The sequence below is a fragment of the Paenibacillus sp. B-A-8 genome (genome assembly GCF_048572915.1).
In the GTDB taxonomy this organism is placed as follows: domain Bacteria; phylum Bacillota; class Bacilli; order Paenibacillales; family Paenibacillaceae; genus Paenibacillus_AQ.
In genome coordinates, this window is sequence record NZ_CP183882.1 from 2343586 (window position 1) to 2362793 (window position 19208).

At 42.6% G+C, this 19208-nt stretch carries 15 protein-coding genes; 9 read left to right on the forward strand and 6 right to left on the reverse strand.

Annotated features, from left to right (window positions below):
- Positions 1 to 141: 141 nt before the first annotated feature.
- The 5 genes from ACN6MV_RS09980 to ACN6MV_RS10000 all read right to left on the reverse strand — a co-directional run bounded on the left by ACN6MV_RS09980 (position 142) and on the right by ACN6MV_RS10000 (position 7284).
- A complete protein-coding gene (locus ACN6MV_RS09980) occupies positions 142 to 1302 on the reverse strand; it encodes a glycosyltransferase family 4 protein (RefSeq protein WP_419886258.1) in 1161 nt (386 codons plus the stop codon).
- A 101-nt stretch (positions 1303 to 1403) separates the two neighbouring features.
- Positions 1404 to 2246: a sugar phosphate isomerase/epimerase family protein gene (locus ACN6MV_RS09985; protein WP_375102492.1), complete on the reverse strand. Its 843-nt coding sequence runs from the start codon at positions 2244 to 2246 to the stop codon at positions 1404 to 1406.
- Between the two features lie 17 nt (positions 2247 to 2263).
- Entirely contained in the window at positions 2264 to 3364 is a 1101-nt protein-coding gene (locus tag ACN6MV_RS09990) for a mandelate racemase/muconate lactonizing enzyme family protein (RefSeq protein WP_419886259.1), read from the reverse strand.
- A gap of 13 nt (positions 3365 to 3377) precedes the next feature.
- Positions 3378 to 4829 carry a GDSL-type esterase/lipase family protein gene (locus ACN6MV_RS09995; RefSeq protein WP_419886260.1) on the reverse strand — a complete coding sequence of 484 codons (1452 nt, stop codon included), beginning with the start codon at positions 4827 to 4829 and terminating at the stop codon, positions 3378 to 3380.
- A 109-nt stretch (positions 4830 to 4938) separates the two neighbouring features.
- The gene (locus ACN6MV_RS10000; RefSeq protein WP_339290152.1) at positions 4939 to 7284 is read right to left on the reverse strand and encodes an AraC family transcriptional regulator; all 2346 of its coding nucleotides are present in this window, start codon (positions 7282 to 7284) and stop codon (positions 4939 to 4941) included.
- Between the two features lie 178 nt (positions 7285 to 7462).
- Here ACN6MV_RS10000 and ACN6MV_RS10005 point away from each other — a divergent pair, with 178 nt between their 5' ends.
- The 9 genes from ACN6MV_RS10005 to ACN6MV_RS10045 all read left to right on the forward strand — a co-directional run bounded on the left by ACN6MV_RS10005 (position 7463) and on the right by ACN6MV_RS10045 (position 18375).
- Positions 7463 to 8980, forward strand: coding sequence for an extracellular solute-binding protein (locus tag ACN6MV_RS10005; RefSeq protein ID WP_419886261.1), 1518 nt, complete (start codon positions 7463 to 7465; stop codon positions 8978 to 8980).
- 177 nt (positions 8981 to 9157) lie between these two features.
- Positions 9158 to 10717, forward strand: coding sequence for an extracellular solute-binding protein (locus tag ACN6MV_RS10010; RefSeq protein WP_042126120.1), 1560 nt, complete (start codon positions 9158 to 9160; stop codon positions 10715 to 10717).
- Positions 10718 to 10884: 167 nt separating this feature from the next.
- The gene (locus tag ACN6MV_RS10015) at positions 10885 to 11820 is read left to right on the forward strand and encodes an ABC transporter permease (protein ID WP_419886737.1); all 936 of its coding nucleotides are present in this window, start codon (positions 10885 to 10887) and stop codon (positions 11818 to 11820) included.
- A 21-nt stretch (positions 11821 to 11841) separates the two neighbouring features.
- Positions 11842 to 12717: a carbohydrate ABC transporter permease gene (locus ACN6MV_RS10020; RefSeq protein WP_076120028.1), complete on the forward strand. Its 876-nt coding sequence runs from the start codon at positions 11842 to 11844 to the stop codon at positions 12715 to 12717.
- A gap of 43 nt (positions 12718 to 12760) precedes the next feature.
- Positions 12761 to 13864 (forward strand): glycoside hydrolase family 88/105 protein, encoded by a 1104-nt coding sequence (locus tag ACN6MV_RS10025; RefSeq protein WP_076120029.1) that lies wholly within the window; start codon positions 12761 to 12763, stop codon positions 13862 to 13864.
- 111 nt (positions 13865 to 13975) lie between these two features.
- Positions 13976 to 15097 carry a glycoside hydrolase family 88/105 protein gene (locus tag ACN6MV_RS10030; protein WP_419886262.1) on the forward strand — a complete coding sequence of 374 codons (1122 nt, stop codon included), beginning with the start codon at positions 13976 to 13978 and terminating at the stop codon, positions 15095 to 15097.
- Between the two features lie 22 nt (positions 15098 to 15119).
- Entirely contained in the window at positions 15120 to 16481 is a 1362-nt protein-coding gene (locus ACN6MV_RS10035; protein ID WP_076120031.1) for a glycoside hydrolase family 28 protein, read from the forward strand.
- Between the two features lie 12 nt (positions 16482 to 16493).
- Positions 16494 to 17384 (forward strand): dienelactone hydrolase family protein, encoded by an 891-nt coding sequence (locus ACN6MV_RS10040; protein ID WP_419886263.1) that lies wholly within the window; start codon positions 16494 to 16496, stop codon positions 17382 to 17384.
- A gap of 25 nt (positions 17385 to 17409) precedes the next feature.
- Positions 17410 to 18375 (forward strand): pectinesterase family protein, encoded by a 966-nt coding sequence (locus ACN6MV_RS10045; RefSeq protein WP_419886264.1) that lies wholly within the window; start codon positions 17410 to 17412, stop codon positions 18373 to 18375.
- Between the two features lie 274 nt (positions 18376 to 18649).
- Here the strand turns inward: ACN6MV_RS10045 and ACN6MV_RS10050 are convergent, their stop codons facing one another.
- Positions 18650 to 19102 (reverse strand): hypothetical protein, encoded by a 453-nt coding sequence (locus tag ACN6MV_RS10050; protein WP_339290161.1) that lies wholly within the window; start codon positions 19100 to 19102, stop codon positions 18650 to 18652.
- Between the last annotated feature and the right edge of the window lie 106 nt (positions 19103 to 19208).

Consider the following 19208-nt stretch of genomic DNA (forward strand, 5'->3'; position numbering starts at 1 on the left):
CCCCTCCTAGCAAGGATTCCATTATTATAACATAATGAAAAAATAGGATTGAAGAAGAGAAATGCCCATGACATATCGTCTTGGCTATAGTCTAGAACTGGGCTGCTGAATGATCAAGGAGTATACTGACTATCGTCATTATTATACTAATGGTAGTAAAGCCGGTATAAGGTCGAAACGTCTATGCTCAAGAATCTCTTCATAATCGTGAATGAGTCCATCGAAAATGCTCTCCCACGAGCGGTCGAGTGCCAGCTGTCGACCCTCATACCCCATAGCAGCCAGCTTGTGGGGATGCTCTATACTTGCACAAATTTCACGAATAAAAGCATCCGGGGAACGAGGTTCGACAATCATTCCGTTGTGACCGGGTGTGATCAGATCCTTTACCCCGCCTTCATTTACGGCGAGGACAGGCAGCCCCGAAGCCATAGCCTCAAGGACAACATTGCCGAAGGTTTCTGTACTGGAAGGGAAGACGAATAGATCAGCTGAGGCATACAATTGAGCCAGCTCTTCACCGTGCTTATAGCCTGTAAATGTGACATTATGCGGCGCCTGTGTTCTCATCTCTGGGAGAAGGGGACCATCTCCAACGACTAGCCAATGCACCTGAGACTGCATAGACTCAGGCAATTGCTGCATAGCGAGAGATAGGGTGTTGATATCCTTTTCAGGTGCAATCCTTCCCACATAAAGAAGCAGTAACGGTGCGGTAATTCCGTAACGATCGCGGACCTGATGGCTGCGTTTTTTCGGAGTATAGAGATTGCAGTCGATGCCCCTAGACCAAAGCTTTAAACGTTGAAAGCCTTGGACTTGGAGGGAATCGAGTGTTTCGTTGGAGGGCGCGAAGGTAGCATCGCAGGCCCGATGGAACCACTTCATGTACTTCCAATAGAGTGGGACGATTCTTTTCATCCGGTAATATTCAAGATAGCGGTCAAAATGGGTATGGTAGGAGGCGACATGAGGCAGACCATACTTTCGCGCATAACGCAGGCCGCATAAGCCGATATTGAAAGGAGTTGCCAAATGCAGCAGATCAGGACGAAAAGCTTTTAGCTCTGACTGGATGGAGGACATATTCGGCAGCGCGAGTCTACATTCTGGATATAAGAAAAAGGGGATACTGGTAATGGGACGTATGGGATCGGCATAGCTGTCTTCAGGAGCAGATTTCGGCGAAAATAGCAGATGCTCGATACCTCGCCGGTTCAAATGAGTGGTTAAGCGCTGAAGCGTGAGTGAAACACCATTCGTTTGCGGAAGAAATGTGTCTGTAAATAAAGCAAGACGCATAGAACCCCTCCCAGGTACTCTTGATGTCTTGATCATAACAGTCCTTTATTTCATGGAGGTCAAACGGATGTTAAACAGAATATAAAAATCCACGCTTCACGCTACACTTCTTCATATATCCCCTGTAAAAAGGCAATGCTCTCTCCCAAATGTGATTCCGGAGTGCTTTCTAGTATGCCTTGAATATGCGGGCGCTCGTATTTCATATAACGAAGAATCGGCTCGAATTCTAGCCATCCCTGACCCACAGGAACGATCTTGATGGCTCCATCCTGCACGATAAAATCTTTTAAATGAATAATGGCAATTCGATCTCCTAAGAGCTTCAAAGCCTCCGTAATAATAGCTTCTTGATGTAAGTAATTTGTTGGCGACATTAGATTAGCGCAATCCAATATGATCTGAAGATTGTTAGAAGAAATCTCATCCAGCAGTCGGCGAGTTAAGGATGCGGTGTACAGCGGATGATGGAGTCCAGCTTCAATTCCTACCGTCACACCAAAATGCTCGGCCTCTGCCACCATAGCTTTTACCGATGTAATTACCTCTTGAAAAGCCTCTTCTGTAAAATTATCTGTGGTAAACCCAACTCCCACACTTCCGGTTTCCGTACCAACCAGATTAGCGCCGAAATCTCTGGCCAAGCGCAGATGGGTACTGAACGCGGCTAACGCTTGTGCCCGTTTTTGTGGATCGGTGTCTACAATATTTACATAACAGCCAAGCACCGCAATCTGAATACCTGCTTGCCTAAAGGCATTGCCATAATAACTGGCCGTTCCAGGGCTGATAGCCGTAAGATTAGGGGCACTATCAGGAAAAGACTTCTTAAGTGCAAACTGGATATGAGCGAAATGATAGGACTTAATTTTCTCAATTAACTCATGCAATGGAACTTGTGTGAAATCATGTGCTCGAACACCTAGATGAAGGGGAATGCTCATATGATTAATCGCTCCTATTAGCATTGTTGTTTGTGAGGTGCTAATTTGTCCCAATCAAAGGTAACCCCAGTGCCCGTTACTTCAGGAGCAATAGCCATCCCATTGTCTTTATTAATCACTAGAGGACGTGTAGTGTATTGATCGATAGGGAAGCTATGCATTTCGAGATAACCTGCATTTGGCATAGCCGCTAACAAACTAACATGTAATTCCTGCATCCCATGTGTAGAGACGGAGAGGTTATAAGCTTGAGTTAAGTGAGCTACCTTTAACCAGCCTGTAATTCCGCCTATATTGGAAGCATCGGGTTGAGGGAAATCCACATGACCATATTGCAGCATGTGATGGAATTCGGTTAAAGTGCGCAAGTTCTCTCCGCCTGCAACGGCCATTCCTGTTTCTTCGGCAATACGTGCATAGCCGGCATAATCCTCTGGAATTGTTGGTTCTTCTAAGAAGAGAATGTCGTATTTCAAAAATTCGCGTGCGGCTTTTATCGCTTTTTCCACACTCCAGCTCATATTCGCATCGACCATAAACGCCACATCTGGACCGATCAATTGGCGTACCGCAGCTACTCGTTCCACATCTTCGGCTAGTGTTTTTTGGCCTAGTTTAATTTTGACAGCCTTCAAACCCATATCTAAATATTTTTGATTGTTTAGGAGGAGCTTTTCTAATGGGAAATTTAAATCAATCGCGCCGCCATAGCATTTGACCTCATTACTAGCACCACCCAGAAGTTTGTAGAGAGGTTCATCTGCTTTCTTCGCACGTAAATCCCATAATGCAATGTCACAAGCTGCAATGGCGAAACTAGCCAGACCGCCGCGTGCAACATAATGTATTCCCCAGTTCATCTGCTCCCAGATACTTTCTACACAGCTGGCATCTTTGCCAATTAAGATATGTGTTAATTCATACGCAATTAGTGAGCAGATCGCTTTGCCGCCAAATCCGCCAGTATAGGTATAACCTACCCCTTCACGACCGTCATCCGTTCTAATTTTGACAATGGGAACTTCAAAGTGAGTATGCAGGCCATGTTTTGCGTCCTCCATGATTTCTGGCAAAGGGATACGATAGTACTCTGTAATAACTTCTTTAATTAGAGACATCTGTAATCACTCCTTATAAAAGTTGTTGTAAGTTTGATATAGGGGAGGCTGTATTTTGTTTAAGGGCTTGAACCACAAGTTTAGCAATTTGCTGAGCACCTTCATCTGAAAAATGCGTATCATCCGTAACTCCGTTTGGGTAATTGGGATGTATATTTTCTGGAAAATGCATGAATAATTTCTTGGATTCTTCTTCACCTAATAAACAATAGAGCGATTGCGAAGCTGCGAAAATATCAAGCAGCGGTGTTTGCGTTTCTTCAGCTACCTGTCTCATGGCTTCGGGATAAGCGCCTACAGCAAGCGGGTCAAGCTGTCCATCTGAAGTAAATCGGCGGCGACTCACAGAGGTTAGCAGAACGGGAATACCTCCTAACTGCCGAGCAGCTTCTATATATTGAGTAAGGTTGCGGCGATATTCAGTGTCGGGATCGGTGTAACGCAAGGGATCTTCTTTTTTCTCATCGTTATGCCCGAATTGAATAAAAAGGTAGTCGCCAGCTTTGAAGTCTTTAAGGATGGCATCCAGGCGGCCGTCTGATATAAAAGATTTAGTACTGCGGCCATTAATGGCGCGATTCTCAACTCGAACAGAAGTCCCAAAATAACTTTGCAGGTATTCACCCCAGCCGGTCATTGGTTTTTCTCCAGCACCCTTAATAGCCGCAGTGGAATCGCCCGCAATAAATAACGTGGGTGTTATAAGTTCTTCTGTTTTAGTGTAGTGATGTTCCCTTAACCAATTCGCAGCAAGGGAAAGCCATTGCCGGCAATGAGGATGTTCTTTAGCAAGCCCTAAACCATGCCGTCCTTCTTCAAAGATATGTAGTTCAAATGGGATCCCTTGCTCCGATAGTGCATTTGAGAACAACAGACTGTTCTCTACAGGAACGCTGGCATCATTTGCTGTAGTCCAGATAAAAGTTGGAGGTGTCCGTGAAGTTACCTGTGATTCTGATGAAAAGGAGCGCAGCTCCGCTGGAGCTGGATTGTCTCCTAGAAAATGAAGTCGGCTTCCCATGTGGGCATAAGGCGCTTGGAAAGTGATCACTGGGTATCCTAGCAGAAGAAGATCTGGTTTCTCTGCTCTTGTGGTAGAGAAGATAGACGCTAGGTGTCCGCCTGCCGAAAATCCGATCATCCCAACTTTGTTTGAGATTACATTCCAATGTTGTGAGGCGCCCCTAATCCACCTCAGAGCTTCCTCAACATCATCTAACAGTGAAGTGACGCTAAAATCTCCGACCTGATAATCTAATACACCGGCATGAATACCTAGACTGTTCAGCCAATGAGCGACTGGTGCTCCTTCATGTTTAGCTAAATGCTGGTAACCCCCTCCAGGCAATACCAATATAAAAGGGCGTGGCTGGTCCGTCTTAAGCGGATAGAGGGTAAGTAACGAGGTTTCCGGAGAAAGCTCAGCTTGCTCTGTAGGGTTAGGGTGTAGACGAAAGCTCAACATTTCGTTCCATTTCCTCCTTAAAAGGGTATATGCACACGTTAACATATTTTCAAAAAAAAGAGAGACTCTTTTTTTTTTGATTCCACCTGAGCAGTATTTATGGTCTTTTTTACATCGATTCGTCAAAGGTGGATTTAAGTTTTGTGCCAGCATTGTGCTCCCGGTATTGTCCAGGTGTCATGCCTTCCTGTTTACGGAAAGAGCGAATGAAGTTCTGAGAATTGTTGTATCTTAATTTGGCTGCAATATCTTTAATGGGCATGTCGGTTTCCTTTAGCCATTTTTTCGCCATTTTAAATCGGTACATTGTTAAATATTCGCTAAAATAGTACTGGGTCTCCTTGCGGAAGACACTGCTGATATAGTTGGCATTATAATGCAGACGTGAAGCACACTCTTCTAAAGTAAGATCGGTATCATAATCATGCTGTATCAAATCGATGATCTTCTCGGAAATGTTGTGGTATTGCGCATTCTGTCTGCTGTTAAAAATCTTGATCATCGGATAAATGACCATGCTCCAGAACCAATCCTCAATCTCCGTCACAGTATGAAGATCATGCAGCTCCTCAAATATGGAACCATTGGCATGATAAATTTGATTCAAGCTAATACCGGATTCCTGCATCATAATGAGTAAATTATTGAGCAGGCGCGTCAACGGGATCTGGTACTCCTGCGGTGACAGCTCTTGGGCAAAGATCGATTTAAAGAGAAAATGAATAAGCTCCTTGGCTTTTTCCGTTTCAGCCAGCTTGATAGCATCCAGTAAATCATTTTCTTTATGGGTAGGGTAGTTCAAGTTCAGATAATGTTTGCCAGAGTTAATATTTTCGTACTGGATAATGACACCCTTGCCAAGCTTAATCCGATGCTTTAGTGCTTCAAGGCCTTCTCTGTAAGCAATGGATAACTTCGGTAAGTCGTGGAAGGGAAGGCTCAGCCCAATACTCACCTGTACTTTGAGGTAATTATTGATTTCTTGTTGAAGCTTCTCCGTAAGTGAATATAGAGTTTTGTGAAAAGACTGAGTATCACAGTTCGGACTCCCCAATAATACGACCACCGCATGGTCCATAATTACAGGAGCCAGTCGTTGTTCAGGGCAGACTAACTCTTCAATCATATTATGGGCAGCGAATAATAAAAGATTAAGATCTTTTTTCTCATAACTGGAATCTTCGGCAAAATCGATCGACAACGTAATCACAGCCATCGTCTTCCATTCTTCGAGTTGCTTGTGATAGCCGAATTGCTCCAGCTCTTCGAGCAGATCACGCTTCTTAACGTTGCCATGGAAAGCATTGATTAAGAAGAAGGTACGAACCTGCTGGATATGCTGACGGACTTCTTTTTCCAGCTGAGATTTAGATTGAAATAAAGAATGAACCTGTTCTCCGATAATCTGAAATTCATTTGTATGTCTGGATTTGATATCCGTTTTGCGTTGGCCCATCTGATTGAGAAGTCTTTCAATAGGTGTATACATCCGTCTTGATCCGATCCATGCCAAGAGAATGGAGAGAAGAAGCATAAAAGTACATACGAATATCGTAAACAGACCGATTTTTTGAGACTCTTTCGTTAAACTTTCCATGGATGTGACCGAAAGATAAACCCAGCCATTCATCTGAGAGCGCATGTAAGTGACAGCGTAATTTTTCTTGTGGATCACGGTTTTGAACTGCCCTGAAAGTTTGGAGGGATTAGCAATGAAAGAATCTTCTGTAAATCCGCCTTCCCTCATAGGCTTCCCGATCAAGTTGCGGTCCGGATGGAGCAAGAACCGACCTTCCTTATCCAGAACGATAATATCGTCGAGTGGCTGTACATCAGAATTAATGAAATCTTGAAGACTGCAGACAGGAATATTAGCTAAGGCGAGCCCATACTTTTGCAGCTTATTGGTCGGGAGTTTCTTGATAAGACTAATGCTGTAGTTACAGCCAGTAACGTTGATGCTTTCCTCGCTATAAAATAGGGAGGATGGGTTCAAAATCCACGAGGTATCTTCGGCGATATTCATCAGATTTGAGAGCTGTGCATAGTTCTTGTATTCATCCAAACGATAGACTCCCGAATTTTTGATCATCCAATTTTGCTGCTGATTTAATAAGATGACATCTTCCAGCTTCGTATCGAAGGATTGCATATTGCGAATTTCGTTTCTTAAATCATTGTACAAAATGAAATCGGTTTCATTTAAAGGGTTATTTAGTGCTTTTTTTAATACACTGGAGTTGATCACTTGGTTTAATGTTTGATTGACAGTTGTTAACTTATGTTCTACATTTGAGGTGATTTGTAAGATAAGTTCCATTTTACTGTTGTTAACGTTTTTCTGAATTTCTTTTGATGATGTGAGATATGAAAAAGAACCGATGAACAATACAGGCAGCGTGCTAATTACAAAGGCAAACATCGTTAGCTTACTTAGAAAGCTTAATGGTCTCACGAGACTCAGCACCTTTACTTATGTAGAAGTAGACACTTGTTCTAAGTGTATGTAACTTGGTAGTAAATAACAATAATCATCTCGCTTCGCGATAATCATTAGCTCTAATTATGCTTATAAAATGTAAAATCTTCAAGCTTTCAGGTGATAATCCTTACAATATCTAGGAGGCCACAAAATGTCTAGAGTATCAATGGATAGAAGGGCAACGATGTATTTCTGTTTATTTGCTTTGCTCGTTTTCTCTTTATTAAGCGCTTGCAACAATAAGGAATCTGCCGATTCCGGCCCAAAAGTGTCTCCCCCGAGTATCTCAATTTTGGCGCCCCTTCATTTTCCGCAACAGCCCTCGAAAGAGATTATGGCAGAGATCGAAAGGCTGACAGGTGTGAAGCTAGATATAAGGTGGGTTCCAGAGGGTGTCTACACGGATAAGATGAACACGGCGCTTACAACCAATTCCCTCGGAAAGGTCACATTTGTAAAATTCTCAGATTATAATCTGGTGAAAAATGCTATTCGTTCGGATGCCTTTTGGGAGATCGGCCCATACCTTCAGGAGTTCTCCAATCTTAAACAACTGAACCCCGCCATTCTTAAGCAGACTTCTGTAGATAGTAAGATCTATGGCTTATATACGGAACGCCCCTCTTCCAGACAGGGGGTTATTATACGCAAGGATTGGCTCGACAATCTTCATTTAAATAATCCGCAAACACTGGATGAACTATATGAGGTCATGAGACAATTTACATACAACGATCCAGATCAGAATGGCAAACAGGATACCTACGGATTAGTCGATCGAAATGATCTTGTGTATGGGGTATTTAAGACGTTAAGTTCGTATTTTGGCACACCAAATAATTGGAAACTAGAGAATCATCAATTTGTACCTGAATTTGTGACCGCTGAGTATATGAACACTATGAATTTCATGAAGAAATTATATGATGAGAAAATTATTAATCAGGATTTCGCCTTAACGAGCAAAGAAGTACAACGCGATAAGTTCATTAATGGTATTGCTGGTGTATTTATCGGCAGTATGACAGATGTAAAGCGGCTGTCTATTGAAGCTCAGAATTTGAATCCAAAGGCAGAACTTACATTAATCAATCGGATCGAAGGGCCTGAAGGATATAAGGTGTGGTCGATACCCAATTATAATGGACTCTATCTCTTCTCCAAAAAAGCCATTGCTACTGAGGATGAACTCCGCCAGGTACTCGAATTCTTTGATCGAACCATGGATAAAGATGTAGCGAATATAATGATGTATGGGTTTGAAGGGCGCCATTATAAGCTTGAGGAAGGAAAAATCATTCTTCCCGAGGAGACTTCGGAGCTGCGGGTGCAAGAAGTAAATCCGTTATATTCTTTGATGATTGCAGACATTAGTAATAAGAACATTATGGAGGTGGCTCAGAAGGAGCAATTGACCTCACTTGCGGATCAGCTAAGTAAAGATAATGAATCTTTTCTGGTCGACGATCCGACCGTGTCTTTAAGCTCTTCTACCTATGATGAAAAGAATGTGGAATTGTCTACAATCATTGTGGACGCTACGTACAATTACATACTAGGCAATATAACCGTTGAGGGATTCCAGAAGGAAGTTGAGAAATGGAGAGCCAACGGAGGAAATCAGATTATTAAGGAATATGGTGAGGCTGAGCTTGGGATAGAGAAGTAAATAGGTTAGTTTGATCCACTGCGGATGACGCAGTGGATTTTTTTGTGTTATCACCATAATCATTTGCTCAGATCCCTTTAAGAACGGCCCTTTATGGGGAAATGATTGTTTTCGTAACTTTGCCAACGATGTAATGTGGGACTCGTAACCAATACAAATTATGGAGGTCAAAATGGTATGAAGAAGAAATCCTTCACCATGTTGTTGACATCACTGTTAGCACTCAGCACATTGCTGGCTGGATGTGGTGGTAACAACAATCAAGCAAGTTCTGAAACTGCAAGTAGTGAGAGCACTGCTAAGCCGGTAGAGACAGAGGCAGCAAAAGAAGATGTAAAAGAAGAGCCGACACAAATCAAGATTATGCTTCCATTAAATACGACTGATACACCACCTGACACGATTAAGAATGAAGTTGAGAAATTGACCAACACGAAGTTGACGTACCAATTTTTCCCTGCTGATACTTACGAAGAAAAACTGAATTCATCTTTTGCGACTGGCTCACTGCCGCAAGTGACGTATTTAAAGAATCAAACAACCTTCATTCAGATGAAAGAAGCGATTAAAGACGGTCAGTTCTGGGAAATTGGTCCTCTCTTAAGTGAATTCCCGAATCTGAGTAAATTGAAACCTGAAATTCTGAATAACACCAAAGTGGATGGCAAGTTGTACACCTTGTATATCGGCCGCCCTCTGGCACGTCAAGGGATCATCTATCGGAAAGACTGGGCAGATAAATTAGGACTTGCTGCACCAGCTAATGTAGATGAATTGTTCGAAATGGCTAAGGCCTTCACGGAACAAGATCCAGACGGTAATGGAATAAAAGATACTATAGGTATTGTTGACCGTAATGAGTTGACCTATGGTGCGTTTAAAACAGTCTCATCTTGGTTTGGAACTCCGAACTCATGGGGAGAGAAGGATGGCAAATTAGCACCTGAATTTACCTTCGATGAGTATTTCGATACGATGGACTTCTTCAAAAAAGTTCGTGAAGGCGGATACATGAACCAGGATTTTGCTGCTACTAGTAAAACGGATGCTGTAAACATGTTTACATCTGGTAAAGCAGGGCTCTATATCGGAGGCTCTATACAAGATATAGATACCCTCAACAAAGATACCATTAAGCTTTTCCCTGATGCTGTTCTAGATACGCATAGTATGGTTGCGAGTCCAGAAGGTAAATATGCGCAATGGATGATTCCCGGGTATAACAATGTCGTCATGTTCCCGAAATCTGCTGTGAAGGATGAGGCAGAACTCAAGAAGATCCTTGCTTTCTTTGACCAAATGATGACACCAGAAGTAGCTAACTTGATGTATTGGGGAATTGAAGGGACTCACTATACCGTTGTAGACGGTAAAGCGAAACCTGCGGATGACAAAGATTTGATCGAACGTGAAGTTAAGGGCTTCAAGGATAGTGTTATCGGAGAATACGAAACTAATGGCATGTACCAAAGTTATAACGTTCTGCCAGGCCGTATTCATGCAGAAGAATTGGTACTTGAGAACGTTAAAGTGGGTGTAGCAGATCCAACAGTGGCTATGGACTCAGCTACCTACACTGAAAAAGGTGTTGAGATTCAACAAATTATTACAGATGCAACCTACAAGTATATGTATGGACAGCTCGACAGAGCTGGATTTGAAAAAGAGGTTGAGAATTGGAAGAGCCGTGGTGGAGATAAAATTATTGAAGAGTACAACGCTTTATACAAAAAATAGTAACCCGTGCTCGAATAGTTAAACGATATAGCTGAAAAGGTTGTTGATCTTGTTTCAACAACCTTTTCTATTCCTCACAGGGTTCAGTAATATCGTGTTTGAATAAAGAAGGAGAAAGGAAGAGTATCATGCAGGATGTCACCGCACAGCCTAGTTCAGCCCCTAAAATGCAGCCTGAGCCAGAGATTTATAAAAGCAGCAGCGTACTAAAAAAGCGGCTGTGGAGAAATAAATTGCTCTACGTCATGCTAATACCGGGAGTGCTATATTTTATTATTTTTAAATATCTCCCTATGTATGGATTAATTATCTCATTCCAAGACTATAAGCCTTATAAAGGAATAATGGGCAGTGATTGGGTGGGTATGAAGCATTTCAGCAGGTTGTTCACAGAGCCGGATTTCTTAAATATATTGGTGAACACACTTGTGCTTTTCGGGATGAATATTCTTATCTATTTCCCGATTCCGATCATCCTTGCCCTGATGTTAAATGAACTTCAAGGCTCCTTTTTCAAAAGAACTTTTCAGAGTCTTTTCTATATACCCCATTTTTTGTCGTGGGTTATCGTCGTCTCCATTTCATTTGTTATGGTCACGATGGATGGAGGGATCATCAACGAGTTACTTTCCTATTTTGGATTTAAACAAATCAATTTCCTGCTTGACCCAGGATGGTTCAGGCCCATGTATATTATTCAGGTGATTTGGAGAGAAGCAGGCTGGGGAACGATTATTTATCTCGCTTCCATTGCTGCCATCGATCCAGGGCTTTACGAAGCATCACGTATGGATGGAGCTGGACGAATCAGACAAGTCTGGCATATTACTCTTCCAGCGATTAGAGGGGTAATTATCACATTATTTATTCTGAAAATTGGTTCCGTTCTTGATCTTGGATTTGAACATGTATATCTGCTACTTAACTCCATGAATCGAGAAGTCGCGGAAATTATCGATACGTATGTTTATACTGCTGGTCTAAGACAAGGACAGTTTAGTTACAGCACAGCCATTGGATTCTTTAAATCGATTGTTGGCTTGATTATGGTAATGTCGGTCAATAAATTATCTAAGAAAATGGGCGAAGAAGGCGTTTATTGATATGTTCTGGGAGGAATTGAAATGGTACATGATAAAACAATCAGTAGTAGAATTTTTTCGGCTATAAACTTTACGCTGCTAGCGCTCATAGCTTTAATTACCATACTTCCGATTATGCACGTTGTAGCAGGCTCATTTACAACGACTGCAGAGCTAGCGGCTAATAAATTTGTACTGATACCAAAAGTGTGGAGTCTGGAAGCTTACAAGTATATCTTCTCAACGAATACAATATTTAAAGCCATGGGTGTTTCCATTGGTGTCACGGTGATTGGTACATTCTTCAGTTTGTTAATCACTTCTCTGATGGCTTACGCTCTTGCTAGAAGAGATCTGGACGGACGTAAAGTGGTTAACTTTATGGTTGTGTTCACCATGCTCTTTCATGGTGGAATGATCCCAACTTTCCTCGTAGTGAAGGAATTAGGACTAATAGATACGTACGCATCACTTATTCTACCTTCAGCGATTAGTGCATTTAACATGATCATCCTTAAAACATTTTTCCAGAATATACCAGATGGTCTGGAGGAGTCAGCCAAAATTGATGGTTGTAATGACTTCGGAATTTTATTTCGAATTGTATTGCCACTATCCTTACCTGCGTTAGCGACTATCGGATTGTTCTATGCGGTTACGTATTGGAATACCTACATGAATGCGATTCTGTATTTGGATGATAGTACGAAGTGGCCAATACAGGTTCTACTGAGACAAATTGTTGTGCTTGCCAGCGGTATGGATCACAGCGCTACACTGGACGCTGCTGCTCCACCGCCAGATCAAACGATTAAAATGGCTGTTATCGTTGTAGCTACTCTACCAATACTATGTGTATATCCATTCCTGCAAAAGCATTTTGCTAAAGGAGCTATGTTAGGTTCTATGAAGGGCTAATAAGCATTGAAAGAGAGAATATTCTGATGGAGGGAGTTTGGAGATGACTGTCAGTGCACCAACAACACCCATAGAGTGGGCAAAAAAAGCTTGCGATTCATTAATGGATACTTACAAGGCGGGAGAACTTCCTCCAGCTCATCGTTGGCACTACCATCAAGGTGTATTTTTATGCGGTATGGAGCTATTGTGGAATGTATATCAAGAAGACCGCTATATTCAGTATATTCAGGCATACGTGGATGATTTGGTAGATGAATACGGTAACTTTTATTTTGCCCGTGATGAGTTAGATGCCGTTCAAGCCGGACAACTGCTGTTTAACCTTCATAAGCGGACAGGTAAACTCAAGTATCGCATTGCTGCAGAGAAGCTGAGGAATTTATTGCTTACGTTAAACAAAACCTCTGAGGGTGGGTACTGGCATAAGGATAAATATGCTAACCAAATGTGGTTAGACGGGCTTTATATGGCAGGTGTATTCTCGTTAAAATATGCTAATGTCTATGGCGATTCTAGCTTGCGTGATACGGTTCTCCATCAGGAAAAGTTAATGCGCAAGCATATGAAAGATGAGACAACCGGGTTATTATATCATGCTTGGGACGAGAGTCGCCGGATGCCGTGGTCGAACCCGGAGACAGGCTGTTCACCAGAATTCTGGAGCAGATCGTTAGGGTGGTATGGTCTCGCATTGTCGCAATTTCTTGATCTGTTGGCCGTCCATGATCCCGCTCGAACTGGATTATCTTCTACTTTAAGTGAATTCGTTGATGCCCTTATTCGTTATCAAGATCAAGAGAGTGGGCTTTGGTATCAGGTCGTGGACAAGGGGCACGAGCCGGATAATTGGCTTGAGACCTCAGGGTCATGTTTATTTGTCTACACGATTGCCAAAGCCGTGAAGCATGGCATTGTAAGTGATACAGAAATGGCTATAGCTGCAGCTAGAAAAGGCTATGAAGGGTTAACCAGGTTGATTCAGTGGGATGACCAGAATAGATTAATTTTGCCGGACATCTGTATCGGTACTTCGGCTGGGGATTACGAGAGTTATGTCACTCGACCTAAAGTTAAGAATGATTTACATGGCGTGGGCGCGTTGGTGATGGCTTGTGTGGAGATGCAGAGTTTAATTCAAGATTGATTCGTTCGTACATTACTATACAATGACTTGATTCTCTCGGACTGAGAATCAAGTCCTATTATTTTGTGGGAGAAGGTAGTACTTAAATTTAATAACATTCAGGGGGTTGGGATGAAGAGATCACATTGGGCAATTCACACGGCAGACTCTATCATGGCGAGGACACCAAAGCTCTATGAGGATAAAGGCTACAACGGAAGCTGGACCTATGACTATGGTGTGGTGTTGAATGGATTTGAATGGCTGTGGAAGCAAACTGGCGATGCGAAGTATATGCAATTCATTCAAGATCATATGGATTACTTTATTCAGGAAGATGGCAGCGTTAAGGGCTATCATTTGGACGAGTACAATATCGATCACATTAATAACGGGAAATTATTATTCACACTATATAAAGAAACCAAGCAGGAAAAATATAAACAAGCGGCTACCTTATTTAGAAAACAGCTAAAGGCACATCCGCGAACCTCGGAAGGCGCTTTTTGGCATAAAAATATCTATCCCTATCAAATCTGGTTGGATGGTCTTTATATGGGTGCACCTTTCTATTTGGCCTACTTGCTAGCCTTTGAGGAAGGGCAGGGGCTTGAAGATGTGACGAAACAATTTATTTTATGTGAGAAGCACACTAAAGATACGGAAACGGGTCTGCTATATCACGCATGGGATGAACAACATATTCAGCCTTGGTGTGACCCCGAGACAGGGCTATCTCCTAACTTTTGGGCGCGTTCACTTGGCTGGTATCTTATGGCTTTAGTTGATGTTCTAGAGTTATTGCCGAGTGAGCATGCTGATTATCCAGAACTGGTCCGAATTCTAAACGATACTTTAACTGCTGTGAAGAAATATCAGGATCCTGAATCAGGAGTCTGGTATCAAGTAGTGAATCTGGGGGAACGCAAAGGGAATTATTTAGAAGCTTCTGCTTCCAGTATGATTGTGTACGCTATGGCAAAAGGTATTCGATTAGGCGTGTTAGAGGCTAGTTGGTACGAACCGTTAGACCGCGCGTTCCAAGGACTTATCAGCGAATTTGTACTAGAAACCAAAGAAGGTTGGGTCAATCTAAATAAAAATTGCCAAGTGGCGGGGTTAGGTGGAGTGGACCAAAGAGATGGTACCTTTGCTTATTACATTAGTGAGCCTATTGTCACGAATGACCAAAAAGGTGTGGGTGCTTTCCTACAAGCCTGTGTGGAATACGAACAATTAAGAGGCTGGATCTGATATAGAACAGGAGTGCTATAGTATGTCCGTATATAATATTGACGATTTTGGTGCGCTTAAGAATAGCGGAATGTTAGCGACAGAAGCGATTGCGCGTGCGATTGAAGCGGCAAGTGAGGCTGGTGGAGGAACTGTTTATGTGCCAGCTGGCACTTACTATACGGGTGCGATTGTTATGAAAAGCAATATTGAATTAAATTTAAATCCAGGAGCGATCCTTTCATTCAGTACGAACCCTGTGAATTACCCTGCGGTGGAATGTAGATGGGAAGGGGTGAAGCAGCAGGTTCATACACCTTGTATTCATGGTAAAGGTTTAGTCAATATATCGATTACCGGAAGCGGAACTATTAATGGTAATGGTAAGGCATGGTGGGATGTATTTCGGAACCGTCGGGAAGAGCTAAAGTACCCCCGTCCGACTTTGATTGGCTTTGATAGCTGTCAGCGGGTAACGATTAAGGATGTCTCGCTGGTGAATTCTCCTAGCTGGACCGTTAATCCTGTGGCCTGCTACAATGTGACGATTGATAACCTGTCCATTTTGAACCCGGCTGATTCTCCGAATACAGATGGTATTAATCCAGAGTCCTGTACGAATGTTCGGATAAGTAACTGCAATATTGATGTAGGTGATGACTGCATTGCTATCAAAGCAGGAACTGAAGATACGAAAGAACGTATTCCATGCGAGAATATCACGATCACAAACTGTACCATGGTTCATGGGCATGGTGGAGTTGTTCTTGGAAGTGAAATGAGTGGAGATATTCGGAATGTAACCATTAGCAACTGTGTTTTTAAGCAAACCGATCGTGGCATTCGTATGAAATCAAGACGGGGTCGTGGTGGAACTATTGAAGACATTAGGATCAGTAATATTGTAATGGAAGACGTCATTTGTCCATTTACTCTGAATCTATACTATTTCTGTGGGCCGCGCGGGAAAGAAAAGTATGTGTGGGATAAAAATCCTTATCCGATCACTGATGAAACGCCATGCTTTAGACGCATCCATTTCGCCAATATTACCGCACGTAATGTTCATGCTGCTGCGGGATTCTTATATGGACTGGCGGAGCAGTATGTATCGGAGATTACTTTTTCAAATATTGATATCTCTATGGCAAGTAATGCGGTTCCCGGGCATCCGGATATGATGACAGGAATCGAGAACATGAACAATCGCGGATTTTTCCTAGGCAATGCAAGGGATGTACAATTCCAACAGGTGACTATCGAGAATCATGAAGGACCTGCTTTTTACATTGAAAATGGCGAAGCCATAGAGATCGTGAATTGTCAGTCCAAGAACACGAAAAAGCCGGAGAAACTAGTAGAACAAGTTACCGTTTCGCCCACAGAACAGAATGTGTGTCCGTAAAGGGGGGAAGCCATGGCGCCGGATAAACTGAAGGAACTGTTAGGCGATCTTCCAACGGATAAGCCGATTTCGGTAACTGTGATAAACCAAGAGGAACGGGACGGATATCGCCTCGAATCCCTTTTGCTTGATCTGAATGGATTGGAACGGGTTCCTGCTTATGTTGCTATTCCTTTGGATGGAGAAGGACCGTTTCCGCTGGTTGTCTTTAATCATTCTCATGGGGGGAATTACGCGAATGGACGTAATGAGTTTGTTCGCAGCAGCGCCTATTTGCAACAGCCCTCTTTTGCTAAAGCCCTAACGGAGATGGGGTACGCTGCTTGCTGTATCGATATGTGGGGCTTTAATGAGCGTGGCGGTAAAACTGAGAGCGAGCTAGTGAAGGAAATGCTATGGAAGGGGCAGGTCATGTGGGGCATGATGCTGTATGACAATATTCGAATGCTGGATTACATGTGCCAACGTGAGGATATTGACGCTTCCCGAATCGCAACAATCGGCATGTCCATGGGTGGTTTGATGGCATGGTGGCTGGCTGCATTAGACGAACGGGTCGGAGTGATTGTCGACATCTGTGGTCAAGTAGATGCACATACCCTAATTGCTGTAAGAGGATTAGACCATCATGGCTACTATTCATATGTGCCCGGGTTATTGAAGCATTACACAACGCTCGACATTCAAAAGCGGATCGCTCCCCGCCCGCGAATGAGTCTAGTAGGCAGAAACGATCGGTTATGTCCGATTGAAGGTGTTGAGCATCTGGCTCAAGGATTGTCTGAAGCTTACCAAACAGCAGGGAGCCCAGAACATTGGCAACCGCTAGTGGGAAGTGGAGGGCATATGGAGACTCTGGAAATGCGGACGTTATGGCAGCAATTTTTGGCGAAGTATCTCTAAAATCCATGGAAGGGAACAGACAACAATGCTAGTAGTGGGCAAAGAATCCTTTTGCGATTATCGCACCATTCAAGAGGCGATAGATTCGCTAGAGGGTGAGCCAACCAGCCAAGCGGTTACGCTCTATATTTTATCCGGCATCTATCAAGAGGCAGTTCGGATTTACCGTTCTAATCTTACGGTTATAGGACTTGGCTACGTGGAAATAACCATGAACCGTTATGCCAAAGAGCGTGATGAAGCGGGAGAAGAAATCAATACGTTTGCTACTCCAACGTTATTTCTGGGCGGCAGTCATTTGGTATTAGAGAATCTGGTGATAACCAATAGTGCTGGGCAGGGAGAGCGTATTGGGCAGGCTTTAGCCGTCTATGCGCATTGCGACCAAACCGTATTCAGAAATTGCATCTTTAAGGGGTATCAGGACACATTGTTCACCGGACCTTTACCACCTGCTCCACGAGAGCGAAGGGCATTCGGAGGTATTCCGCTGAGAGAACATCACGCCCAGTATCGTCAGTTATATCAGTATTGCTATATAGAAGGAACCATCGATTTTATTTTTGGCGGTGCCACGGCTTATTTCGATCAATGTGAGATTCGCAGTTTACGTCATAATGAGAATCTTTCCGGTTATATAACAGCAGCTTCGACACCCGAGGGACAGTCACATGGTTACATTTTTAAGAATTGCTTCTTAACAGCCGATCCTGATATTGCTCCAGTGTTTCTAGGACGTCCTTGGCGCGAGTACGCGAAGACCGTGTTTGTGGGTTGTCAGATGGGCTTGCATATTCATCCTATGGGCTGGGACAACTGGAATAACGCAGCGAATGAGCAAACCGTTAGTTATCAGGAATATGGCGTGAAGGATGCTGCGTCCCTGAGGAAGAAGCGTGTTCCATGGGCAGATTGCTTTGAGGGTGGGGGAGAAGCGCTGGATAAAGAGTTTGTTTTTGCTGGGACGGAGTTTTGGAAGCAAGTACTGTAATTGATTAATCTTTCAAAAAATGAGGCAGTCCTGGACGAGTGTAAAGAGTCCTTGACTGCCGTTTTTATTTCTTTTGTTTTCTTTCAATATAAATCCAAGTGTGATATATCAACCAGAATATCATAGGAACTAATAAAACATAGGGCCTCTGGTGTGCTGGAAGAAAGGAGTATAAAAATAGCCCAATTATTATCGTTGGTAACACTAGAATAAAATACTTTTTCCAATGCATGTTCTTCCCTCCCAATGGTTTAATACTTACATCCTTTAAGTGTTAATGTCCTCGTATGTCTAGATCACTTAATGGATAATTACTACTGCCCCAAGTGTAAACAATATAATAGTTAACTAGTTTTTCATCTGCTTTCAATGCTTTGAATTTCAAATCACGATGTTCAATAAAGGCAATGTTATTACTCACTTGCTTTTCAACGATGTAACTCCAATCATTCTCGCGATACTTTGCATAAAAATTATTTAATTGTTCCAAAGTTTGTTCTGATTTGATTAAAATAGCGCCAAAAAATTGCATTCCATTTCCATTCCCCATTAATTTCCCAGCGGATGATAAAGCATCTACCCTTTCAGTTTTATCCGGCAAAGATAATTCCATTAGATTTTTCTTTGTGGAATATGCAATGTAATTGTTAATAAATGGAGTGGATACGATTGGTAAAATAAGAGCAACCACTGCAATGATTAAAATGATTATGAATGTTTTTTTCAAGTTTACCCCTCCCTTTTATCAGAGATCTTCCGATTCTTCCAATACATTCCTGTAACTGTTTATTCTATTAAAGGTAATGATCCTCCTGCCTGCTATAGTAACTTGT